The 23,275-nt window shown below is 74.0% G+C and carries 18 protein-coding genes; 10 read left to right on the top strand and 8 right to left on the bottom strand.

Features of this window, described 5'->3' with window-relative positions; translation table 11 throughout:
• The first annotated feature begins 13 nt into the window (after positions 1-13).
• Complete coding sequence (locus tag ACZ4UB_RS35770; RefSeq protein ID WP_468076832.1) at positions 14-517, top strand: DoxX family protein; 504 nt, start codon at positions 14-16, stop codon at positions 515-517.
• Here ACZ4UB_RS35770 and ACZ4UB_RS35765 read toward each other — a convergent pair.
• Together ACZ4UB_RS35765 and ACZ4UB_RS35760 are read right to left on the bottom strand one after the other, a co-directional pair.
• Positions 463-687 carry a hypothetical protein gene (locus tag ACZ4UB_RS35765; protein ID WP_468076830.1) on the bottom strand — a complete coding sequence of 75 codons (225 nt, stop codon included), beginning with the start codon at positions 685-687 and terminating at the stop codon, positions 463-465. The genes ACZ4UB_RS35770 and ACZ4UB_RS35765 overlap by 55 nt on opposite strands.
• Positions 674-2,014, bottom strand: coding sequence for a PspC domain-containing protein (locus ACZ4UB_RS35760; protein ID WP_468076828.1), 1,341 nt, complete (start codon positions 2,012-2,014; stop codon positions 674-676). Before ACZ4UB_RS35760 ends, ACZ4UB_RS35765 begins: the two co-directional genes overlap by 14 nt.
• Positions 2,015-2,145: 131 nt before the next feature.
• On the opposite strand from ACZ4UB_RS35760, the gene ACZ4UB_RS35755 reads away from it, so the two are divergent.
• Together ACZ4UB_RS35755 and ACZ4UB_RS35750 are read left to right on the top strand one after the other, a co-directional pair.
• Positions 2,146-3,453: an ATP-binding protein gene (locus tag ACZ4UB_RS35755; protein WP_468076826.1), complete on the top strand. Its 1,308-nt coding sequence runs from the start codon at positions 2,146-2,148 to the stop codon at positions 3,451-3,453.
• The gene (locus ACZ4UB_RS35750; RefSeq protein ID WP_468076824.1) at positions 3,450-4,145 is read left to right on the top strand and encodes a LuxR C-terminal-related transcriptional regulator; all 696 of its coding nucleotides are present in this window, start codon (positions 3,450-3,452) and stop codon (positions 4,143-4,145) included. Before ACZ4UB_RS35755 ends, ACZ4UB_RS35750 begins: the two co-directional genes overlap by 4 nt.
• A gap of 16 nt (positions 4,146-4,161) precedes the next feature.
• On the opposite strand, the gene ACZ4UB_RS35745 is transcribed toward ACZ4UB_RS35750, so the two are convergent.
• Positions 4,162-5,214 (bottom strand): C40 family peptidase, encoded by a 1,053-nt coding sequence (locus ACZ4UB_RS35745; protein WP_354383065.1) that lies wholly within the window; start codon positions 5,212-5,214, stop codon positions 4,162-4,164.
• A gap of 348 nt (positions 5,215-5,562) precedes the next feature.
• Positions 5,563-6,645 (bottom strand): C40 family peptidase, encoded by a 1,083-nt coding sequence (locus ACZ4UB_RS35740; RefSeq protein ID WP_468076821.1) that lies wholly within the window; start codon positions 6,643-6,645, stop codon positions 5,563-5,565.
• A 137-nt stretch (positions 6,646-6,782) separates the two neighbouring features.
• On the opposite strand from ACZ4UB_RS35740, the gene ACZ4UB_RS35735 reads away from it, so the two are divergent.
• Positions 6,783-9,368 (top strand): ATP-dependent DNA helicase, encoded by a 2,586-nt coding sequence (locus tag ACZ4UB_RS35735; protein WP_468076819.1) that lies wholly within the window; start codon positions 6,783-6,785, stop codon positions 9,366-9,368.
• Between the two features lie 94 nt (positions 9,369-9,462).
• Here ACZ4UB_RS35735 and ACZ4UB_RS35730 read toward each other — a convergent pair whose 3' ends face one another.
• Together ACZ4UB_RS35730 and ACZ4UB_RS35725 are read right to left on the bottom strand one after the other, a co-directional pair.
• Entirely contained in the window at positions 9,463-10,983 is a 1,521-nt protein-coding gene (locus tag ACZ4UB_RS35730; RefSeq protein ID WP_468076817.1) for a M23 family metallopeptidase, read from the bottom strand.
• Between the two features lie 221 nt (positions 10,984-11,204).
• Positions 11,205-12,011 carry an esterase/lipase family protein gene (locus ACZ4UB_RS35725; RefSeq protein WP_468076815.1) on the bottom strand — a complete coding sequence of 269 codons (807 nt, stop codon included), beginning with the start codon at positions 12,009-12,011 and terminating at the stop codon, positions 11,205-11,207.
• Between the two features lie 183 nt (positions 12,012-12,194).
• On the opposite strand from ACZ4UB_RS35725, the gene ACZ4UB_RS35720 reads away from it, so the two are divergent.
• Positions 12,195-12,602 carry a cobalamin B12-binding domain-containing protein gene (locus ACZ4UB_RS35720; protein WP_467965248.1) on the top strand — a complete coding sequence of 136 codons (408 nt, stop codon included), beginning with the start codon at positions 12,195-12,197 and terminating at the stop codon, positions 12,600-12,602.
• Positions 12,603-12,650: 48 nt separating this feature from the next.
• Here the strand turns inward: ACZ4UB_RS35720 and ACZ4UB_RS35715 are convergent, their stop codons facing one another.
• Both ACZ4UB_RS35715 and ACZ4UB_RS35710 read right to left on the bottom strand, forming a co-directional pair.
• The gene (locus ACZ4UB_RS35715) at positions 12,651-14,306 is read right to left on the bottom strand and encodes a DUF5691 domain-containing protein (protein ID WP_468076813.1); all 1,656 of its coding nucleotides are present in this window, start codon (positions 14,304-14,306) and stop codon (positions 12,651-12,653) included.
• Positions 14,307-14,593: 287 nt separating this feature from the next.
• Complete coding sequence (locus ACZ4UB_RS35710; protein WP_468076811.1) at positions 14,594-15,937, bottom strand: SWIM zinc finger family protein; 1,344 nt, start codon at positions 15,935-15,937, stop codon at positions 14,594-14,596.
• Positions 15,938-16,071: 134 nt separating this feature from the next.
• Here ACZ4UB_RS35710 and ACZ4UB_RS35705 point away from each other — a divergent pair, with 134 nt between their 5' ends.
• From ACZ4UB_RS35705 to sucD, 5 genes are all read left to right on the top strand, one after another.
• Complete coding sequence (locus tag ACZ4UB_RS35705; protein ID WP_354383073.1) at positions 16,072-17,178, top strand: ATP-binding protein; 1,107 nt, start codon at positions 16,072-16,074, stop codon at positions 17,176-17,178.
• Entirely contained in the window at positions 17,175-19,538 is a 2,364-nt protein-coding gene (locus ACZ4UB_RS35700) for a DUF5682 family protein (protein ID WP_468076809.1), read from the top strand. The genes ACZ4UB_RS35705 and ACZ4UB_RS35700 overlap by 4 nt, the downstream gene beginning before the upstream one ends.
• Positions 19,539-19,561: 23 nt before the next feature.
• Positions 19,562-20,746 (top strand): VWA domain-containing protein, encoded by a 1,185-nt coding sequence (locus ACZ4UB_RS35695; protein WP_468076864.1) that lies wholly within the window; start codon positions 19,562-19,564, stop codon positions 20,744-20,746.
• 298 nt (positions 20,747-21,044) lie between these two features.
• Positions 21,045-22,238, top strand: coding sequence for an ADP-forming succinate--CoA ligase subunit beta (gene sucC / locus ACZ4UB_RS35690; protein ID WP_468076807.1), 1,194 nt, complete (start codon positions 21,045-21,047; stop codon positions 22,236-22,238).
• 21 nt (positions 22,239-22,259) lie between these two features.
• Positions 22,260-23,153 (top strand): succinate--CoA ligase subunit alpha, encoded by an 894-nt coding sequence (gene sucD / locus ACZ4UB_RS35685; protein ID WP_354383076.1) that lies wholly within the window; start codon positions 22,260-22,262, stop codon positions 23,151-23,153.
• The last annotated feature ends 122 nt before the right edge of the window (positions 23,154-23,275 follow it).

The raw sequence follows: 23,275 nt of genomic DNA, 5'->3' as shown, positions 1-23,275 counted from the left end.
TACACAATGAGGCGTGAGCCGAACTGATGAGGTCGCCGACCGCCTGTCCCAGCTGCGCGCCGCCGGCGTGCGCCACGCGCTGCTGCCCCTGCGGATCTTCCTCGGCGTCACCTTCGTCTACGCCGGTCTGGACAAGCTGACCGACTCCGCGTTCCTCTCGGCCTCGGGCGACGGCTCCATCGGCGACCTGATGCGCGGGGTGCGCGACACCTCCGCGGTCCCCGCCCTGGTGGACCTGGCCCTCAAGGCGCCCGTCGGCTTCGCGGTGCTGCTGGCCGTCGGCGAGCTGCTGGTCGGTCTCGCGGTGCTGGCCGGGCTGCTGACCCGGCTCGCGGCAGCCGGGGGCGCCCTGATCTCGCTCAGCCTGTGGCTGACGGTCTCCTGGACGGCGACCCCGTACTACTACGGCAACGACCTCGTGTACCTGATGGCCTGGCTGCCGCTGGTCCTGGCCGGGGCGCCCTACCTCTCGCTGGACTCCCGGATCCGGTCCCTGCGGTCGCGCCGCACCGCGTAGGTCGTCACGCCCACCAGCGCCGCCAGGGTCAGCCCGCCGAAGGCCAGCGGGAGGATCAGGTACCAGGGGACGTCCCGCTCGCCCGCGGCGTCGAGCAGGTACAGCACGCCTCCGGCCAGCAGGACCAGGCCCGCCAGCAGCCGTCCCGGTTGGAACTCATGACGCGGCACGGGCCACCTCCACCTGTCCGACACCCGTCTCCAGGTGCAGCTCGATCGTCCCGCCGGCCTCGGTGCCGGGAGCGGGCGCTGCGGTCGCCGTCCGCACCGCGGGGCGCTGGATGCGCAGGTAGTCGCGCGTGTCCCCGGGCAGGCGCACCTCGCCCCAGGAGAGGCGGACGTCGGTCTTCGCGGTGACCTCGCGCGGCAGGATCACCTTCAGCCGACCCGCGTCGAGCGAGACGCCGACGCGCAGCGTGGTCCCCTTCGGCACGTCCAGCCGGCTCAGGTCCAGCGTGGCCAACCCGGTGCCCGCCGCGTAGGCGGGCCGTACGTCCGCCACCGCCGCCGGCCGCCATTCGACCCGGCGCCAGTCGGTGCCGATCTCCTGCGGCAGCACGGTGGCCCCGGCCAGCAGCACCGCGGTGATCAGACCCAGCAGCACCGTGCCGAAACCGGTCCGGCCCCGGATCGAACTGACCGCGAGGCCCAGGCCGAAGACGGCCAGCGCGCACGCGAAGCCGATCTCCAGGGCGTGCCCCAGCGGCCCGGTGCGCCATTCGCTCGCGGTCCCCGCGATCGCGGCCAGCAGCGCCAGGACGAAGACCCGGCCGCCGATGCCGCCGCGCGGGACGCGCGGGGCGGCATCGCGCGGCGCCGGGGCTCCGACCGCCCCGCGCGACGGGATCGGGCCGTCCGCCGGGGCGACCGCGTCGGCGGGCCCCCACAGGTAGCCGCTGGACCCGACCGGTCCGGTCGTACCGTCCTTGACCAGGGGGTCGCGCCACCAGGACGGCCCGCCGGGTGCGGGCGGGGCCTGGGTCTCGGGCGGGACCGGTCGGTGCGCCGGACGCTGCGCGGCGCGCGCCGCCGCGGCGCCCTGCGGATCGGGCGCGTCCGCCTCCGGCGCCTGGAGGTGGCGGCGGCGCTGGGACCAGTAGGCGGCCCCGGCCAGCGCGAGCACGACCAGGACCGAGAACACCGCCATCGCGCCGTTGTCCGCCATGGTCAGGAACAGCGCGCAGCCCACCAGCGCGGCGAACACCGCCGCCAGCGTCGCGCCCTCGACCCGTCCGGTCAGCAGCTTCTTCGCCTCGCTGTCCTCCTCGCCCTCCTGGGGCAGCAGCAGCCAGGCGAAGCCGTAGAAGATCAGGCCGACGCCGCCGGTGACGGCGAGGACGCCCAACACCACCCGGAAGACCACCGGGTCGAGGGCGAAGTGCCGGCCGAGGCCCCCGCACACGCCCGCGAGGACCTTGTCGCGCCTGCTGCGGCGCAGCGGCGGACGCTCGACGGGATCCGTCGCCGTGGGCGGAGGGGAGTCGTGCACTTCGGTCATGGGTCCATGGTGCCGGGCGGTCCGGCCGAGCGGCACCGGGTCCGACCCTGGCGCGACCCTGATATCCCCCCGACGGAACTGGGGGGCTGCCCTGATGTCCCGGACCCCCCGCGCGTGTGACCATCGGTGACATGCCCGCACCAGCCGCCCCCCGCACACCGCACGCCCACGCCGCCGCCGAGACCGCCGACACCCCGCCGCGCAAGCTCTACCGCAGCGCCGACGGACGGATGCTCGGCGGCGTCGCCCGCGGGCTGGCCGGGCACCTCGGGCTGCCCGTGCTCTGGGTCCGGCTCGCCTTCCTCGGCACCTTCCTCTTCGGTGACGGCCTCGGCGTGCTGCTCTACGCCGCCTTCTGGGTGTTCGTACCGCTCGGCGTCGGCGGCCGTACCGGGCACCGGTCCTTCTTCGAGACCCTGGCCGACGGCAGCCGGCGGCTGCGCAAGCCCGACCGGGGGCAGATCACCGCGCTGATCGCGCTCTTCGTCGGCGCGGGCATCTTCATCTCGAAGCTCCAGGCCGGCGACCAGAAGGCCGACCGCTACATCTGGCCGACCCTGCTGGTCGGCGCCGGCGTGGTGCTGGTGTGGCGCCAGGCCGACAACGCCCGCCGCGCCCACTGGAACTCCGCGGACGGCCGGCACGGCCAGCTCCTGCAGATCGCCCGCGCGCTCGCCGGGGTCGTCCTGGTCGGCGTCGGCCTCACCGTCTTCATCGTCGTCCGGGGCTCCGCCGCCCAGCTGGGCAACGTCCTCACCGCGACCCTCGCCGTCCTGGTCGGGGTCGCCCTGCTGGCCGGACCCTGGCTGATCCGGATGACCCAGGACCTCTCCGAGGAGCGCCTCATGCGCATCCGCGCCCAGGAGCGGGCCGAGGTCGCCGCCCACGTCCACGACTCGGTGCTGCACACCCTCACCCTGATCCAGCGCAACGCCGAGGACGTCGGCGAGGTCCGGCGCCTGGCCCGCGCCCAGGAGCGGGAGCTGCGGAACTGGCTCTACAAGCCCGAGGGCACCGGCAAGGACGAGGCCGAGGAGCCCGACACCCTCGCCGAGGCCGTCAAGAAGACCGCCGCGGACGTCGAGGACCACCACGGCGTTCCCATCGAGGTCGTCGTCGTCGGCGACTGCCCGCTCGACGAGAAGCTGGTCGCGCAGGTCCAGGCCGCGCGCGAGGCGATGGTCAACGCCGCCAAGTACGGTGGCGAGGGCGGGCCCGTCCAGGTCTACGCCGAGGTCGAGGGACGGACGGTGTTCGTGTCCGTACGGGACCGGGGCCCCGGCTTCGACATCGACGCGGTACCCGACGACCGCATGGGCGTACGAGAATCGATCATCGGCCGGATGCAGCGCAACGGCGGGACCGCGCGGCTGCGGTCCGCGCCCGACGGCGGCACGGAAGTCGAACTGGAGATGGAGAGGGCGGCGATGCCGGCATGACCGAGGACAACGCGACCACCGGAGGCGAGACCAGGAGGGTCAAGGTGGTCCTCGTCGACGACCACCGGATGTTCCGCACCGGAGTGCAGGCCGAGATCGGCGAGACCGAGCGCACCGGCGTCGAGGTCATCGGCGAGGCCGCCGACGTCGACCAGGCCGTCACCGTCATCACCGCCACCCGACCCGAGGTGGTGCTCCTCGACGTCCACCTCCCCGGCGGCGGCGGCGTCGAGGTGCTGCGGCGCTGCGCCCCGCTGATGACGGCCGCCGAGAACCCGGTGCGCTTCCTCGCGCTGTCCGTCTCGGACGCCGCCGAGGACGTCATCGGCGTCATCCGCGGCGGCGCGCGCGGCTACGTCACCAAGACCATCACCGGCACCGACCTGGTCGACTCGGTCTTCCGGGTGCAGGACGGCGACGCGGTCTTCTCGCCCCGGCTGGCGGGCTTCGTCCTCGACGCCTTCGCCTCGACGGACGCGCCGCCGGTCGACGAGGACCTGGACCGGCTGACCCAGCGCGAGCGCGAGGTGCTGCGGCTCATCGCGCGCGGCTACGCCTACAAGGAGATCGCCAAGCAGCTCTTCATCTCGGTCAAGACGGTCGAGTCGCACGTCTCGGCGGTGCTCAGGAAGCTCCAGCTCTCCAACCGGCACGAGCTGACCCGCTGGGCGACGGCGCGCCGCCTGGTCTGACGGTCGGGCCCGCCGCTCACACCGGGCGGGAGGCCCCGGCCCAGGGCATCGAGGCGATCGGGGCGATCCGGACCGGGGCGCCGGGGTGCGGGGCGTGGATCATCTGGCCGTTGCCGATGTACAGGCCGACGTGACTGATCCCGGAGTAGAAGAACACCAGGTCACCCGGGGCGAGCTGGTCGCGGGAGACCCGGTGGCCGGCATTGATCTGGGTGTAGGTGGTGCGGGGCAGGGAGACCCCGGCCGCCTTCCAGGCCGCCTGGGTCAGCCCCGAGCAGTCGAAGGAGCCGGGCCCGGTGGCCCCCCAGACGTACGGCTTGCCGAGCGCCCCGTAGGCGAAGGCCACCGCCCTGGCCGCGCGCGAACCGTCCCCGGCCGGCGCGGCCGCGAGGGCGGTGGCGGAGCCGGTCGCGGCGGCGGGTCCCGCGCCGCCCTGGGCCTCGTACCGCGCGCGCTCCTCGGCCGTGAGCTTGGCCAGCAGCTGCTTCGCGGCGTCGAGCTTGCCCTCGATGACGGACTTGCGGTCGGAGAGTTCGGCCTCGCGGGCGCGCAGCTCCGAGAGCCGGCCCGCCGCCTTGTCGCGCAGCCGCCCGACCTCGTCGAGCTGGCGGCGTACGGAGGCCACCTCCGAGGCGGTGCGGTCGCCCGCCCGCGTGATGAAGGCGGCCCGGTCGAGGTAGTCCTGCGGGTCGTCGGCGAGCGCGAGCTGGACGGCGGTGCCCAGGCTCCCGCTGCGGTACTGCGAGGCGGCGAGCGACCCGAGGGCGTTGCGCGCCGTGTTCAGCCGGTCGGTCTTGCGGGCCGTCTCGTCGCGCAGCTCGGTCAGCGACTTCTGCGCGGCCTCCGCCTTCTCCTTCGCCCCGTTGTACTGCTCCGTCGCCGCCTCGGCCTCCTCGTAGAGCCGGTCCACCTGGGCCTTGACCTGCTCCGGGGTGGGCTGGGGGTCGGCCTGCGAGGTGCCTTCGTAGGCGGTGGCGGTGGCAGCGCCCGCCAGGGCGAGGGTGGCGGCGGTGCGGAGGGTGCCGCCGGAGAGGAGCGGGCGCTGCCTGGGCTTTCGATGACTGGCCACGGGGGCCTCACGTCCTTCCCTGCTGATCCGTCGTGCGGGTCTTGGGGGAGGACGCTAAACCTGGAGGTAACGGGAAGATGTCGAGATGATCCGAACTGCCCGGAGCTGATCCACACTGATTCTGTTTGTCGTCCGACGACCGTTCGGATCCGCCTCCTGTCCGCACGACGGGACCTAGGTCCTGTCGTCAAAGTGCCGTCTGCCTCGCGACGCCTGGCACGCACTCTCGCCGCACCGGGCGAAAGCCAAGTACGTCCAGTACGCGGGCCTCCGCCCGGCACGGCGAGAGCACGCACCAGACGCCGCGGGGCCGCCCTTCGGGCGACGACGGCACTTTGACGACAGGACCTAGCCGGGCCGGACGCTCCCGTACATCGGCTGGTAGTGGATCGAGTCCTCGCGGACGTACGCCCCGGGGCGCGGGGCGTGGATCATCCGGCCGCCGCCTATGTACAGCCCGACGTGGCTGATGTCGTCGTAGAAGAAGACCAGGTCACCGGGGCGCAGATCGGCCGTCGCGATCCGCGGGCCCGCCTTGACCTGGTCCCACGTGGTGCGCGGCAGGTCGATGCCCGCCGCGCGCCAGGCGGCCTGGGTCAGCCCCGAGCAGTCGTAGGAGCCGGGTCCGGTGGCCCCCCACACGTACGGCTTGCCCAGCTGGGCCCGGGCGAAGGCGACCGCCCGCGTGCCGTGCGCCGAGGCCGGTGCGTCCGCGGGCAGCGGGCCGCCCGGGGCCTCGGCCCCGGCGCCCGCCGCCAGCTCCGCGAGCCGGCTCCGCTCGGCCCGGGTCAACCCCGTGAGCAGGGCGTTCGCCTCGGCCAGCCGGTCCTGCACCGCCTGCTTGCGCCGCCGCAGCTCCGCCTGCGAGGACTCCACTTCGCTCAGCGCCCCGGCCGCTTCCGCCCTTCTCTTCGAGGAGTCCAGCCGCTGCTGCCGCGCGTCCGCCAGGAGGCGCTCGCCGCGGTCACCGAGCCGGGACATCAGGTGCTCCTGGGCGAAGAAGCCCTGCGGATCGGAGCCGAGCAGCAGGGTGGCGGCGCCGCCCAAGGGATCGGCGCCCCGGTACTGGGCCGCCGCGAGGCTGCCCAGGAGGCGCCGGGTCTCGTTCAGCCGCTGCGTGGTGCGGGCGACCTGGTCCATCAGCGCGACCAGCTTCGCCCGCTGCACGGCCACCCGCTCGGCGGCCGCGTCGTACTCCTGGGTGGCGACCTCGGCCTGCCGCTGGAGCGCGTCCACCCGGGAGCGCACCTCCTCCACGGAGGGCCGCGGGGCCGGGACGGCCGGGGCGGCGAGGACCGGCTGCTGGGGGAGCAGCCCCAGCGCGGCGACGGCGGCGGTGGTGACGACGCCCAGTCGGCCCGCGGCCGCCGGGATGCTCGGGTGAGATCGGGTGCGCGGCTTGCGGTGGGGGGAGGGAGCGGGGTGGGACACGGGCCGGCACCTCCTTCCGGTTGGCGCTGGACGCTAGCGCCGCCGCGCGGGGCTGGGAAGGGTCCGGGAGCATATGCGGGACCGAATTTCCGGGGCCGGGACCGGCTGTCGGTCCCGGGCCCTAGACTCGGAAGGCGATGAGCAGCCTCTTTGACGACAGTTTCCTGGCGGACCTCACCCCCTCCCACGAGGAGCCTCCGCCGCCGCCCGAGGACCACGCCCCCGAGCCGGGCGCCGACGACCTCTTCGGGGGTCGCTTCGACGCGCCCCCGAGCGGGGACGCGTACTACCGGGGCGGGTCCCCCCGGCCGGTCATCGACCCGGAGGCGCTGCTCGTCGGCCTCAATGACGAGCAGCGCGCCGCCGTCGTGCACGCGGACTCGCCACTGCTGATCGTGGCGGGCGCCGGTTCCGGCAAGACCCGGGTGCTGACCCACCGCATCGGCCACCTGCTGGGCGCCCGCGGGGTGCACCCCGGCCAGATCCTGGCGATCACCTTCACCAACAAGGCCGCCGGCGAGATGAAGGAGCGCGTCGGGGAGCTGGTCGGCCCGCGCGCGAACGCGATGTGGGTGATGACCTTCCACAGCGCGTGCGTGCGCATCCTGCGCCGCGAGTCCAAGCTCCTCGGCTTCACCTCGTCCTTCTCGATCTACGACGCGGCGGACTCGAAGCGCCTGATGGCGCTCGTCTGCCGGGACCTCGACCTGGACCCCAAGCGCTTCCCGCCGAAGTCCTTCAGCGCGAAGGTCTCCAACCTCAAGAACGAGCTGATCGACGCCGACGCCTTCGCCGCGCAGGCGGTGGACGGCTTCGAGAAGACCGTCGCCCAGGCGTACGCGATGTACCAGGCGCGGCTGCGCGAGGCCAACGCCCTCGACTTCGACGACATCATCATGACCACGGTGCACCTGCTCCAGGCGTTCCCGGACGTCGCCGAGCACTACCGGCGCCGCTTCCGCCACGTCCTGGTCGACGAGTACCAGGACACCAACCACGCGCAGTACACGCTCGTGCGCGAGCTGGTCGGCACCGGGTACCCGGACCTCGCGCCCGCCGAGCTGTGCGTCGTGGGTGACGCGGACCAGTCGATCTACGCCTTCCGCGGCGCGACCATCCGCAACATCCTCCAGTTCGAGGAGGACTACCCGAACGCGACGACGATCCTGCTGGAGCAGAACTACCGCTCCACCCAGACGATCCTGTCCGCCGCCAACGCGGTCATCGAGCGCAACGAGAACCGCCGCCCCAAGAACCTGTGGACGCAGGCCGGTTCGGGCGCCGGGATCACCGGCTACGTCGCGGACACCGAGCACGACGAGGCGCAGTTCGTCGCCGACGAGATCGACCGGCTGACGGACGCGGGCGACGCGAAGGCGGGCGACGTCGCCGTCTTCTACCGCACCAACGCCCAGTCCCGCGTGTTCGAGGAGATCTTCATCCGGGTCGGCCTGCCCTACAAGGTCGTCGGCGGCGTCCGGTTCTACGAGCGCAAGGAGGTCCGGGACGTCCTGGCCTACCTGCGGGTGCTCTCGAACCCCGAGGACGCGGTGCCGCTGCGCCGGATCCTGAACGTGCCCAAGCGCGGCATCGGCGACCGCGCCGAGGCGATGATCGACGCGCTGTCGCTGCGCGAGAGGATCACCTTCCCGCAGGCGCTCAAGCGGGTGGACGAGGCGTACGGCATGGCCGCGCGCTCGACCAACGCGGTGAAGCGGTTCAACGTGCTGATGGAGGAACTGCGCACGATCGTCGACTCGGGCGCGGGTCCGGCCGTGGTGCTGGAAGCGGTCCTGGAGCGCACGGGCTACCTCGCCGAGCTCCAGGCCTCGACCGACCCGCAGGACGAGACGCGGATCGAGAACCTCCAGGAACTCGCGGCCGTGGCGCTGGAGTTCGAGCAGGCGCGGGCGGCCGCCGCGGACGCGGCGCCGGCGGCGCCCGAGGCCGACGCGCAGGCGGAGCAGGCGGCGGCCGACGCGGGCGCGGACGCCGATCCGGACGCGGCCCCACCAGCGGCCCCGGGACCGGGCACGCTCGCGGAGTTCCTGGAGCAGGTCGCGCTGGTGGCCGACTCCGACCAGATCCCCGACGAGGACACCGAGGGCACGGGCGTCATCACCCTGATGACCCTGCACACCGCCAAGGGCCTGGAGTTCCCGGTGGTCTTCGTGACCGGCATGGAGGACGGGGTCTTCCCGCACATGCGGGCGCTCGGCCAGACCAAGGAGCTGGAGGAGGAGCGGCGCCTCGCCTACGTCGGGATCACCCGGGCGCGCGAGCGGCTGTACCTGACCCGCTCCTCGATGCGCAGCGCCTGGGGCACGCCCTCCTACAACCCGCCCTCGCGGTTCCTGGAGGAGATCCCGGACCAGTACCTCCAGTGGAAGCGGACGGGGGCGCAGAAGCCCGCGGGCCCGATGCGCAGTTCCACCGGCTCCCGCTCGGGCGGCGCGGGCGGGGCCTCCTTCGGCACCTCGCCCGAGTCGTTCCTGTCGTCCTCGCGGTCCAAGTCGGGCCCCTCGGGCTTCGCGACGCGCCGGACCTCGGACAAGCCGGTCATCACCCTGCTGGTGGGGGACCGGGTCACGCACGACCAGTTCGGGCTGGGCACGGTGATGGAGGTCAAGGGGACCGGCGCCGACGCGCAGGCCACCATCGACTTCGGGGACGAGAAGCCGAAGCGGCTGCTGCTGCGGTACGCGCCCGTCCAGAAGCTGTAGGCCGTCGGCCGTCGGCCGCCGGCCGCCGGCCGCATGGAGAAGGGGGCGGGGCCCGGGGTGAAGTCCCCGGGCCCCGCCCCCTTCTTCGTGCCGTCTAGTTGGGGTCGAGGCCGTGGCTGCGGAGCCACGCCTGCGGGTCGATCGGGGAGCCGCTGTCCGGCCGTACCTCGAAGTGCAGGTGCGGGCCGGTGGAGTTGCCGGAGTTGCCCGAGTACGCGATGACGTCACCGGCCTTCACCTTGCCGGACCGGATCTTGGTGCTGCTGAGGTGGCAGTACCAGGTCTCGGTGCCGTCGGGCGAGACCACGATGGCCATGTTGCCGTAGGCGCTGTTCCACTGGGTGCGCACGGTGCCGTCGGTGGCGGCCATGACCGGCGTGCCGTAGGAGACCGGGAAGTCGATGCCGGTGTGCACGGACATCCACATGCCGCCGGCCTGTCCGAAGCCCGCGCTGAGGCCGTGCTGGTCGACCGGGAGGGAGAACTTGGGGCGGGCCGCTTCCTTGGCCGCCGCCTCCTCCGCGCGCTTCTTCTTCTCCAGGTCCTGCCGTTCCTTCAGGTCGATGCGCTCCTGAGTACGGCTGGCCCGGTCCGCGAAGTCGCCCGCGTCGGCGCTGAGTGCGGTGAGCTGGGTGTCGAGCTTGCTGTTCGCGGCGACCGGCTTGACGGACGCCGGGTCGGGCGCGGCCATCGTGGTCGTGTCGCCGGACGGCTTGTCACCGGAGGGCAACCCGCCGACCGCGGCGGCGGCCACGCCCGCGACCCCTATGACGCACACCGACGGAACGGCGACGGTCAGCAGCGCGGACCGCTTCGCCGGGGACCGGCGGCCGCCGTTCGCCTTGGCGGGGGCCCGGCGCGCGGAGCGCGGCACGGGCGTCGTCGTGGCCATGGTCTGGGTGGGGAGGTCGGCGTGGGCGGCCGTGGCCGGAACGTCGTCCCGCTCCGCCGCGGTGTCCTCGGCGGGCACGGCGTCGAAGACCGCGGTGGCCGGGCCGGACTCCGGCGCGGCCTCGTAGCCGGCCTCGTATCCGCCGTCGTGGTGCGCGTCGTGGTGCGCGGCGTAGTCGCCCTCGTAGGCCGGGGCCGCGTAGGCGCCGGAGTCGTAGGCCGGGGTGAGCGTGGTGGCCTCGTAGGCGTAGGAGTACGCGTAGGCCGCCTCGGGCTGGAGCTGCTGCGGCAGTTCCTCCGGGGCCACGGTGTTCCAGGCGGTGGCGTCGTAGGCGCCGGTCTCGGCGCCGGCCGTGCCGTAACCGGGCATCGCCCAGTGGCCCGAGGCGTCACCGGTGCTCGCGCCGACGGGGGCGGCGCCGCCGTCGTAGCCGAAGGAGGTCGGCTGGTACTCCGTGTTCCAGGCACTGGCGTCCCACTGGCCGCTGACGTCGTCGGCGGCGCTCTGGGTGGGGATGCTGGAGAGGTAGCCGTCCTGGACGGGGGCGTTCCACGCCGTGGTGTCGTAGGCGCCGGTGTCGTAGGGAGCGGCGTAGGCCGCGTAGTCGTACCCCTGGCCCTGCGTGTCGAAGGACGGGTACGGCACCTCGCTGGCGAAGGTGGTGGTGGAGAGGCCGTCGTATCCGTTGTCCGGATACTGGCCCGACGTGGTGCTGTCGTTCACCAACTTCTCTTTCGCCTCGGCGGTGGGGAGCCTGGGTGGCCGGGGGGTCGGGGACCCCGGAGGAGAGCAGTGGCGTGACTGTACCCGTCGGTTACTGGCAACGACAATCTTCTAGGGGTTCTCGAGTTTCCGGAACCGGGCATTCGGCCGTCTTTCGGTCGTGCGGAGACGGAGCCTTGGCCCTGGGTTCGAAATCCGTTCGACTGTGGGGTGTTCGCCGTTCAGGCGACGGAGGCGGTTCCCGGGGCGGCCGGGGCGACGAGCGACGGACCGTCGAGGGCCCGGTGGACGGCCGCGATGACGGCCGGATGCTTCGGGAGCGCGAGGTGTCCGATGCCGGTGACCTGCACGTTCTCCACCCGCAGGTCGGGATGGTCGAGCCGGGCCGTCTCCACCGGAACCATCAACTGGTCGAACTCGCTCCAGAAGGCGACGAACCGGGTCCGGCATCCGGGCGCGGGCGCGGCCAGTTCGGCCATCACCGAGGAGCCCGGGCGGATCTGCCGGATCACCGGGTGCGCGCCCGCGAACGGAGCCACCCGGGTGCCCGCGTGGGGAGTACCGAGAGTGACGAGGGTGCGCACCCGCGCGTCCCCGCCGAGGCGCTGGACGTAGTACCGGGCGATGAGCCCGCCGAGGCTGTGCCCCACCAGGTCCACGCGCGGGGCCCCGGTCCGCCGGCACACCTCCTCGACGTGCTCGGCGAGCCGGCGGGCGGCCGCGCGCAGATCGAAGGTGAGGGGCGAGTAGTTGTACGTCTCCACCCGGCGGCGGCCGCCCTGGGCGAGGGCACGGCGCAGCAGCACGAAGACGGAGCGGTTGTCGGTGAAGCCGTGCAGCAGCAGCGCCGGCGGCCGAGCCCCCGGGGTCGCGACCCCGGGCGCGCGGCATGCCCGCTCCGGCCGTTCCGGGAGGATCCCGGTCGGGTAGAGCAGCAGGTGTCCGGCGAGGACGACGACTTCGAGCGCGGCGGCGCGCAGTGCGGCGCCGGACGCGGGTACGGACGTGAAGACGAATGGCAGCCCCATCGACGGCCTCCCCCTGGCGGCTTCCGGGTGTGGCCGTCGGCACTCCGGGCGCAGCTGCCCTGGGCCGGACGTCCCGAGTGAAATCAATGCTGTCCCACGTGTGATTTCCCCCTCCCGGTTCACCGCGAAACGGAGGTGTGCGCGATGCTGTACTTAACGTTCGTTCACTCGGGAGGCAGTGCGATGGGTGTGACCGGTCCGATCCGTGTGGTGGTGGCGAAGCCGGGTCTTGACGGCCACGACCGCGGTGCCAAGGTGATCGCGCGTGCGCTGCGGGACGCGGGCATGGAGGTCATCTACACCGGCCTCCACCAGACCCCCGAACAGATCGTGGACACCGCCATCCAGGAGGACGCCGACGCGATCGGCCTCTCGATCCTCTCCGGCGCCCACAACACGCTCTTCGCGCGGGTCCTGGAACTCCTGCGCGAGCGCGAGGCGGAGGACATCAAGGTCTTCGGCGGCGGGATCATCCCGGAGGACGACATCGGTCCGCTCAAGGAGAAGGGCGTGGCCGAGATCTTCACCCCGGGCGCCACGACCACCGCCATCGTCGACTGGGTCCGCGCGCACGTCCGCCAGTCGGCCTGAGCCACCGGACCACCGCGTCCCCGCCCCGGCCCCCCGCAGCGCCGCGGGTCAGGCCGCCCGGGCGGGGGCTAGCTCCGCCAGCATCGCCGCGCGCAGGCGCAGGGTGGACACCAGCCGCTGGAACGCCTCGGCCCAGTACGCCTCGGCGCCCGGCGTGACCTCCGCGGCCGCCGAGCCGCCGGGGGCGTCCGCCCCGGACGCCCCGGCCGATTCCGCGGCCAGCGCCACCGAGAGCAGGGACTCCAGCCGGTCGGCCGCCGCCGGGTCCAGGCAGCGCTCCGCGAGCCCCATCACCCCGCTGAAGCTCCAGGGGTAACTCCCCGCCAAGCGGGCCGAGTCCAGCGCGTCCACCACGGCGTCGCCCAGCTCGGCGGCCCACGGCACCACGCACACCCCGAGCAGCTGGAACGCCTCCGACAGCCCGTGCGCCCGGACGAACTCGGCGACCCACGCCGCCCGTTCCTCCTCGGGCAGGGTCTCCAGGAGCTTCGCCCGCTCGGCGAGCGAGGCGGTGGCCGGGCCCGCCGCGGGCGGCGCGGACGCCGAGCCGAGCAGGGCCTTCGACCAGAGCGGGTCACGCTGGCGGACCGCCGCCCGGCACCAGGCCGCGTGCAGTTCCTCGGCCCAGCCCTCGGCCACCGGCAGCGCCAGGATCCCGGCCGGGTCCAGGCCGGCGAAGCGCTCCCGCCAGCACGACAGCGGAGCCGCCTCCACCAGCTGCCCCAGCCACCAGGCCCGCTCCCCGCGACCGGCCGGCGGGCGCTCGACCACGCCGTCCCGCTGCATCCCGGCATCGCAGGCGGCCGGCGGGACCACGCCCTCCGGCCCCACGCAGGCCAGGGCCCGCTCGGCCATCCGGCCCGCCAGTGCGGACCCCACGAGCGCGGAGAGCAGCTCGGCCGCCGTCGCCCGGACATTGCGGCTGCGGTCGCCCAGCGCCCGCTCCAGGAAGGGCTCGTCGGCCTCCGACAGCCCCGAGCGCAGCGAATCGAGGAACATCAGTCGGTCCTCGGCCCGCTCGGTGGACCACGTGGTCGCCAGGAGCAGCGGCGCGGCCGCCGGCTCATGGGCCCGGACCGCCCCCAGCAGCGCCACCCGCTCCGCGAACAGCCCCTCCTGCCACAGCCGTGCCACGGCCACCGGATCGTCGGGGGCGGGCAGTTCGCCGCCCCCGGCCCCGCTGCGCAGCGCGAACCGCCACTCCGGGTTGAGCCGGGCCAGCCACCGCCCCCGCCCCCCGGCGAGCGCCAGGGCCTGCGGGCGCAGATCCGTACGGGCCTTCGCCGCGTCCAGTAGCGCGGGCACCTGGGCGGCGGGCGCCCGGTAGCCGTGCCGCACGGCGGCGGCCAGCCACTGCGGCAGCAGCTCGGTCAGGTCCGGCGCCGATCCGCGCCTCCCGCCGCCCCCGCCCGTGCGGCCCGCCAGCAGCTGCGCGAGCCGCCGCCGCGCGGCATCGGGCGGCGCGGGGCGCGGATCCGGCGCCGCGGGCTCGGGCCGCGGGCCCGCCTCGGCCGGACGCAGCCCGGCCCGGCGGCGCACCGCCGCGACGGCCGCCGCGTCCAGCAGGGCCTGCGGCGAACCGGTCGCCCCGCTGCCGCGCCGCCGCTCGGTGCCGAGCAGTGCGGCGCTGACCAGCTCCTCCCACGCCTCGCCCCCGGGCGCCTGCCCGGCCCCGTGCTCGTCCCCGTGCCCGTTCCCGTTCACGTGCCCCTCCCTCGTGCTTGTGCTTGCCCTCGGCCTCGGCCTCGGCCTCGGCCTCGGCCTTGCTGGTGGGTGGTGCGCTCCGGTCCCGCCCCCTCCGCGGGACCGGAGCAGTCCTCCCCGTGTGTGGTCGTGTCGTGTCGTATGTGTCGTACGTGTCGTGCCGTCCGCCGGCCTTTTCGGCCCGCTAGCTGGCGTGGTTGTCGTTCACAGAAGCCCCCCGGCTTGCTCGTTGCCCGCTGGCGCCCCCGCGCCACCGGTACTGCGCGCGGCTCGCGCCGCGCCGTCGTTCAGCCCAGGGCGACGGGCTCGTCGGAGCCCGCGGCCCAGGCGGTCAGTGGAGTGAACCCGCGGTGTCCGCACTCGCCGAACACCGTCACCGGGTCGCCCCCGGACAGCGCCGCCAGCTGCCACAGCCCCGAACGGGACCGTCCCGCGGCCGCCGGCACGGGCAGGGCGGACGTTCCCCGGGCGTCCGCCAGCTGCCAGCCGCGCTCTCCGGGGACCGGAACCACCGGGCCGAGCACCACCGGCCAGGCGTCCAGCCACGGGTCCTCGCGCAGCGCCCTTCCATAGGCGTCGAGCGCGGCCCCCGTAGAGATCCCCGCCGGGGCCAGCGGCCACGGCACGGGCGCGGCGAACCGCTCCCCGAGATCCGCCCGCAGCCCCGCCGACCCGGGCCGGAAGCGGGCTTCCGCATCCAGTGCCAGGCCGACCGGCAGTGCCAGCCCCGGCGGCCGCCCGGGCGGACCGAAGTCCAGGACCAGCGCCGCCCGTCCGCTCTCCGCCCCGCGCAGCCAGATCCGGCGCGTGGTGAGCCGGCCGTCCGGCGAGACGGTGTCGTACTGGGACAGCACCAGCCAGCGGTCGCGCACCGCGTCCCCCTCCGCGGTGCTCGTGATGCCCACTCTGGCCCGGACCGTGGCGGCCAGCGGCCCGGGAAGTTCCCCCACCCCGAGCCAGGCCCGGTCCAGCAGATGGAGGAGCGCGCACTCCTCCAGCATCCGGCCGGGCCAACCCGGACCGGAGGTCGGTATGGTTCCCAACTCCCTTACGCGGGAGGCCAGTCCGGGTGCCTGTGCATCGACCATACGGGCCGCCGTCTCCTCCCACAGGGAATATCCGGCGTGCTCCTGACCGGCCAGACCGCCGCGCAGCAGATCGGCCAGCCGTTGCTCCAATTCGCTCACGCCCGCGCCGATCCGGGCCGCTCTGCGCTCGCCGCGCCGGCGGGCCGCCTCCGGGTCGGCGACCGCCGCGGCGGCCCCCGGGGCGGCGGACCGGGCGGCCCGCGCCGCCCGCTCGGTCAGCCAGGTCGAGGCCCACTCCGGAGCCTCCACCGCTTCGCCGAAGCCCTCCGCCGCCCAGAGCAACAGCAGCCCCAACGCGTGCTTGCACGGGAACTTCCTACTCGGGCAGGAGCACGTGTACGCCGGGCCCGTCAGGTCCACGACCGTCCGGTACGGCGTACTGCCGCTGCCCTTGCACCACCCCCACACCGCACCGGAAGCGGAACCTCCGGTCTGTGACCACGGACCCGCCCCGCCCAGCTTGGCCCCCGCCTTGCGTGACGCCACGTCAGGAGCCAGAGCCAGTACCTGTTCCGCTGTCCAGCGGACCCCCTGCTCAGTCATGTGTTCCACCGTAGGCACCCCCACTGACAATCGCCCTGACCTGCAACGACGTGCTGGACAAGGGGTGTTGTCAGTGGCGTGGTGCACCGTGGTCACAGCAGTCGGGAGCGGCTGCCGAGCATTGGAGGGGGACCATGACCATGCCCGAGAACGGCGCCGGCGCCGAGGTGCTGCGCCCGCATGCCGAAGACGCCTTCGCCCACGAACTGAAAGCCCTCGCGGCCGCCGACGACCGGCCCCGCCCGGTCCGCTGGAAGCTCTCGCCCTGGGCCGTCGCGACGTACCTGCTCGGCGGCGAACTCGCCGACGGCACCGTGATCACGCCCAAGTACGTCGGCCCGCGCCGCATCGTCGAGGTCGCCGTCACCACCCTGGCCACCGACCGCGCCCTGCTCCTGCTCGGCGTCCCCGGCACCGCCAAGACCTGGGTGTCGGAACACCTGGCCGCCGCGGTCAGCGGGGACTCCACGATGCTCGTCCAGGGCACCGCGGGCACCCCGGAGGAGGCGATGCGCTACGGCTGGAACTACGCGCGGCTGCTCGCCCACGGCCCGAGCCGCGAGGCGCTCGTCCCCAGCCCGATCATGCGGGCCATGACCGAGGGCATGACGGCGCGCGTCGAGGAGCTGACCCGGATCCCGGCGGACGTCCAGGACTCCCTGATCACCGTGCTGTCCGAGAAGACCCTGCCCATCCCCGAACTGGGCCAGGAGGCGCAGGCCGTCCGCGGCTTCAACCTCATCGCCACCGCCAACGACCGCGACCGCGGGGTCAACGAGCTCTCCAGCGCGCTGCGCCGCCGCTTCAACACCGTCGTCCTGCCCCTGCCCGCGACCGCCGACGCCGAGGTCGACATCGTCGCCCGCCGGGTCGACCAGATGGGCCGCGCCCTGGACCTGCCGCCCGCCCCCGAGGGCCTGGACGAGATCCGCCGCGTCGTCACCGTCTTCCGCGAGCTGCGGGGCGGCATCACCGACGACGGCCGCACCAAGGTGAAGTCGCCGAGCGGGACCCTGTCGACCGCCGAGGCGATATCCGTCGTCACCAACGGACTCGCCCTGGCGGCCCACTTCGGCGACGGCGTACTGCGCCCCTCGGACGTGGCCGCCGGCATCCTCGGCGCGGTCGTCCGCGACCCGGCCGCCGACCGGGTGGTCTGGCAGGAGTACTTGGAGGCCGTGGTCCGCGAGCGCGAGGGCTGGAAGGACTTCTACCGCGCCTGCCGGGAGGTGACGGCGTGAGCCCGCACGCCGTGGGCCCGCTCCTGCTGGGCGTGCGGCACCACGGGCCCGGCTCCGCCCGGGCGGTGCGCGCCGCCCTCGACGCGGCGGCGCCGCGGGCCGTGCTGATCGAGGGCCCGCCGGAGGGGGACGCGCTGCTGCCGCTGGCCGCCGACCCGGGGATGCGGCCGCCCGTGGCTCTGCTGGCCCACGCCGCCGACGACCCGGGCCGGGCCGCCTTCTGGCCGCTGGCCGGCTTCTCCCCGGAGTGGGTCGCCATCCGCTGGGCGCAGACCCGCGGGATCCCGGTCCGCTTCATCGACCTGCCGGCCGCCCACTCCCTCGCGGTCGTGCCGGGGGCCGATGCGGAGCCGGAGTCCGGGCCGGGGACCGAGGGGGCGCCGGTCCCCGGCATCCGGCTCGACCCGCTCGCGGCGCTCGCCGGGGCCGCCGGCTACGAGGACCCGGAGCAGTGGTGGGAGGACGTCGTCGAACACCGGGGGAGCGGCGGCGGGGCCGAGCCGCTGGCCGCCTTCCAGGCTCTCGGCGAGGCCATGGCCGCCCTGCGCGAGGAGTACGGCGACGGCGGCCACCCCCGTGACGCGGTCCGCGAGGCGTACATGCGCCAGCGGATGCGGGCCGCCCGCCGCGAGTTCGGCGACGACTACGCGGTGGTGTGCGGGGCCTGGCACGTGCCCGCGCTGCGCGCGAAGACCACGGCGGCCGCCGACAAGGCGCTGCTCACCGGCCTGCCCAAGGTCAAGGTGGAGACCACCTGGGTGCCCTGGACCCACCGCAGGCTGGCCCGGGCCGGCGGCTACGGAGCGGGCATCACCTCCCCCGGCTGGTACGCGCACCTCTTCGCGGCCCGCGACCGGCCCGTGGAGCGCTGGCTGACGAAGGTCGCCGGGCTGCTCCGCGAAGCGGACCGGCAGGTCTCCTCGGCGCACGTGATCGAGGCGGTCCGGCTCGCGGAGACCCTGGCCGCGCTGCGCGGCCGCCCGCTGGCCGGGCTCGGCGAAACCCTCGAAGCGGCCACCGCGGTGATGTGCGAGGGCTCCACCGTGCCCCTGGGGCTCATCGAGGACCGGCTGGTCGTGGGCGACGTGCTCGGCGAGGTCCCGGACGGGGCGCCCGTCGTACCGCTGCAACGGGACCTGACCCGGCTCCAGCGCTCCCTGCGCCTGAAGGCGGAGGCCCAGCAGCGCGACCTGGAGCTGGACCTGCGCAAGGACACCGACGGCGCCAAGAGCCTGCTGCTGCACCGCTTGCGGCTGCTGGGCATCGGGTGGGGCGCGCCCACCGCCTCCCGGAGCAGCACCGGCACCTTCCGCGAGAGCTGGCGGCTGCGGTGGGAGCCGGAACTGTCGGTACGGGTCGCCGAAGCCGGGATCTGGGGCACCACCGTGCTCGCCGCGGCCACCGCCAAGGCCGAGGCCGACGCGGCGGCCGCGGCGGAGCTGGGCGAGGTGACGGCCCTGGCAGAGCAGTGCCTGCTGGCCGGGTTGGGGCAGGCACTGCCGGCCGTGCTGCGGGCGCTGGCCGACCGGGCCGCGCTGGACACCGACGTGGCCCGGCTCGCCCGGGCGCTGCCCGCCCTCGCCCGGTCGCTGCGCTACGGCGACGTGCGCGGTACGGACACGGCCGCGCTGGGCACGGTCGCGGCCGGGCTCGCCGAGCGGATCTGCGTCGCGCTGCCGCCCGCCTGCGCCACCGGGCTCGACGCCGACGCCGCGGCCGAGCTGCGCGGCCACGTGGACGCGGTCCACGGGGCGATCGGGATGCTCGACCGCGACGACACCACGGACACCACGGACGCCGCGGACGCCGCGGACGGGCTGCGCGGGCGCTGGTCCGGGGTGCTGCGGACGCTGGCGGGCCGGGACACGGTGCCCGGGCTGATCCGCGGCCGGGCGGTCCGGCTGCTGCTCGACGACGGCGCCCTCACCGCCGAGGAGACCGCGCGGCTGATGGGCCTCGCGCTCTCCCCGGCGGCCGGGCCCGCCGATGCGGCCGGCTGGATCGAGGGCTTCGCGGGCGGGGCGTCCGGTGGCGGCACGCTGCTGGTGCACGACGAACGCCTGCTCGGCCTGATCGACGGCTGGCTGGCCGGGGTGCCGGAGCGCGCGTTCGTCGACGTACTGCCGCTGCTGCGGCGGACGTTCGGCGCCTATGAGCCGGGGGTGAAGCGGACCCTGGGCGAGTTGGTGCGGCGCGGACCCGCCGCGCCGGGCGGCGCCGCGGCCACGGCCGGGTCGGCGCCCGAGGGCTTCGCACCGGAGCTGGACGCGGAGCGGGCGGACGCGGTGGTGGCCATGGTCAGGATGCTGCTGGCGGGCGCCCGCGGCGAAGACGACGAGCTGGTGGGGGTGGCCCGGTGAACACGACGGACACGACGGACACGATGCACACGACGGACGCGACGGATGCGGCGGACCCGGCGGGGGAGCGGCTGCGGCGCTGGCGGCTGGTGCTCGGCGGGGGCGAGGCGGACGGCACGGGACACGCCCTGACCGGCCGGGACGCGGCGATGGACGCCGCCCTCGGCGCCCTCTACGGCGGCCCCGCGGGCGGCGGCCGCAAGGCGCCCGGCCGCACCGGGGAGCGCTCCGCCGGCCTCGGCGGCTCCGCCCCGGCCGTGGCCCGCTGGCTCGGCGACATCCGTACGTACTTCCCCGCCTCCGTCGTCCAGGTCATGCAGCGCGACGCCATCGAGCGGCTCGGCCTCTCCGCCCTGCTGCTGGAACCGGAGATGCTGGAGGCGGTCGAGCCGGACGTCCACCTGGTCGGCACCCTGCTCTCGCTCAACAAGGCGATGCCCGACACCACCCGGGAGACCGCCCGCATGGTGGTCCGCGCGGTGGTGGAGCAGCTGGAGAAGAAGCTCTCCGGCCGGACCCGGGCCGTCCTGGGCGGGGCTCTCGACCGCTCCGCCCGGATCAGCCGCCCCCGGCACCGGGACATCGACTGGGACCGCACCATCCGGGCCAACCTCAAGAACTACCTGGCGGAACACCGCACGGTCGTCCCCGAACGGCTGATCGGCTACGGCCGGGCGGCGCAATCGGTGAAGAAGGAGGTGATCCTCTGCATCGACCAGTCGGGTTCGATGGCCGCCTCCGTCGTCTACGCCTCGGTCTTCGGCGCCGTCCTCGCCTCCATGCGCTCGATCGCCACCCGCCTCGTCGTCTTCGACACCGCCGTCGTGGACCTCACCGACCAGCTGGACGACCCCGTCGACGTCCTCTTCGGCACCCAGCTCGGCGGCGGCACGGACATCAACCGCGCCCTCGCCTACTGCCAGTCGAAGATCACCCGGCCCGCGGACACCGTCGTCGTCCTGATCAGCGACCTCTACGAGGGCGGCATCCGCAACGAGATGCTGCGCCGGGTCGCGACGATGAAGGCGGCCGGCGTCCAGTTCGTCACCCTGCTCGCGCTCTCGGACGAGGGCGCCCCCGCCTACGACCGGGAACACGCGGCGGCCCTCGCGGCCCTCGGCGCCCCGGCCTTCGCCTGCACCCCCGACCTCTTCCCGGAGGTGATGGCCGCCGCGATCGAGAAGAAGCCGCTGCCGGTCCCGGAGTGAAGGGGCCGATCGGCCGACCCGTGGACCACGCTCCCGTCCGCTGCACAGGGGCGGATCGCACGAATTCGCAGATCAAGCGTGAGGTGATCTGTGACAGGTATCACCGCTCAGGTGTGATCTGCGATTTAGGGACCTACGGCCCGCGGGGATAACCTGCGAGACGGACATGCCGCGTCCACGGTCACCGTGTGCGCCTCCCTTGTGACAGCGCCGTCACGTTGCCCTCCGCGGCACGCCCACGCAGATAGCAGAAAACCGCGAATCACTGCGAATCTTTGAAGACAAGGGACGGACGCGCGTGGACCTGTTCGAGTACCAGGCGAGGGACCTCTTCGCCAAGCACGGTGTACCGGTGCTGGCCGGTGAAGTGATCGACACGCCTGAGGCAGCCCGCGAGGCGACCGAGCGGCTGGGCGGCAAGTCGGTCGTCAAGGCGCAGGTGAAGGTCGGAGGCCGCGGCAAGGCCGGCGGCGTCAAGCTGGCCGCCAACGCGGACGAGGCCGTCGCCCGTGCGACGGACATCCTCGGCATGGACATCAAGGGCCACACGGTCCACAAGGTGATGATCGCCGAGCTGTCCCCGGAGATCGAGGCGGAGTACTACGTCTCGTACCTCCTCGACCGCACCAACCGCACCTTCCTGGCCATGGCCTCGGTGCAGGGCGGCATGGACATCGAGGAGGTCGCGGAGAAGACCCCCGAGGCCCTCGCGAAGGTTCCGGTCAACGCGGTCGACGGTGTCGACATCGTCAAGGCCCGCGAGATCGTGGCCCAGGCGAAGTTCCCGGCCGACGTGGCCGAGGGCGTCGCCGAGGCGATGGTGACCCTGTGGGACACCTTCGTCGCCGAGGACGCGCTCCTCGTCGAGGTCAACCCGCTGGTCAAGACCAAGGACGGCCGCATCCTGGCCCTGGACGGAAAGGTGTCTCTCGACGAGAACGCCGAGTTCCGCCAGCCGGGCCACGAGGCGTTCGTGGACCACGCCGCCGCGAACCCGCTCGAGGCGGCCGCCAAGGCCAAGAACCTCAACTACGTCAAGCTCGACGGTGAGGTCGGCATCATCGGCAACGGCGCGGGTCTCGTCATGAGCACCCTCGACGTCGTCGCCTACGCCGGCGAGGCGTACAAGTCGGTGAATGGCGGCGGCGTCAAGCCCGCCAACTTCCTCGACATCGGCGGCGGCGCGTCCGCCGAGGTGATGGCGAACGGCCTCGAGATCATCCTCGGTGACCCGGACGTCAAGTCCGTGTTCGTCAACGTCTTCGGTGGCATCACCGCGTGTGACGAGGTCGCCAACGGCATCGTCCAGGCCCTGGCGCTGCTGGAGAGCAAGGGCGAGGCGGTCACCAAGCCGCTCGTCGTCCGCCTCGACGGCAACAACGCCGAGCTGGGTCGCAAGATCCTCTCGGACGCCAACCACCCGCTGGTCCAGCGCGTGGACACCATGGACGGCGCGGCCGACAAGGCCGCCGAGCTCGCGGCTGCGAAGTAAGGGCAGAGGTCACAGACTCACATGGCTATCTTCCTCAACAAGGACAGCAAGGTCATCGTCCAGGGCATGACCGGTGCCACGGGCATGAAGCACACCAAGCTGATGCTGGCTGACGGCACCAACATCGTCGGCGGCGTGAACCCGCGCAAGGCCGGCACCACCGTCGACTTCGACGGCACCGAGGTCCCGGTCTTCGGCTCCGTCGCCGAGGCGATGGAGAAGACGGGCGCCAACGTCTCCGTCCTCTTCGTCCCGCCGGCCTTCGCCAAGGCCGCCGTGGTCGAGGCGATCGACGCCGAGATCCCGCTGGCCGTCGTCATCACCGAGGGCATCGCGGTGCACGACTCCGCCGCCTTCTGGGCGTACGCGACCGCCAAGGGCAACACGACGCGGATCATCGGCCCGAACTGCCCCGGTCTGATCACGCCGGGCCAGTCCAACGCCGGCATCATCCCGGGCGACATCACCAAGCCCGGCCGCATCGGTCTCGTGTCCAAGTCGGGCACGCTGACCTACCAGATGATGTACGAGCTGCGCGACCTCGGCTTCTCGTCCGCCGTCGGCATCGGTGGCGACCCGGTCATCGGCACCACGCACATCGACGCCCTCGAGGCGTTCGAGGCGGACCCCGACACCGACCTGATCGTCATGATCGGTGAGATCGGCGGCGACGCCGAGGAGCGTGCGGCGGACTACATCGCCAAGCACGTCACCAAGCCGGTCGTCGGTTACGTCGCGGGCTTCACCGCCCCCGAGGGCAAGACCATGGGCCACGCCGGCGCCATCGTCTCCGGCTCCTCGGGCACCGCGCAGGCGAAGAAGGAGGCCCTCGAGGCCGCCGGCGTCAAGGTCGGCAAGACGCCGACCGAGACGGCGAAGCTGGCGCGCGAGATCCTGAGCGCCTCGGGCGCCTGATCCGGGCCCAGCAGTACGCGTACGGGCGTGGGGGGGGGGGGGGGGGGGGGGGGGGGGGGGGGGGGGGGGGGGGGGGGGGGGGTGGGGGGGTGGGGGGGGGGGGGGGGGGTGGGGGAGCGAGG

The organism is Streptomyces sp. NPDC028419 (assembly GCF_055565515.1).
This window is presented reverse-complemented; position numbering and strand designations above follow the sequence as displayed.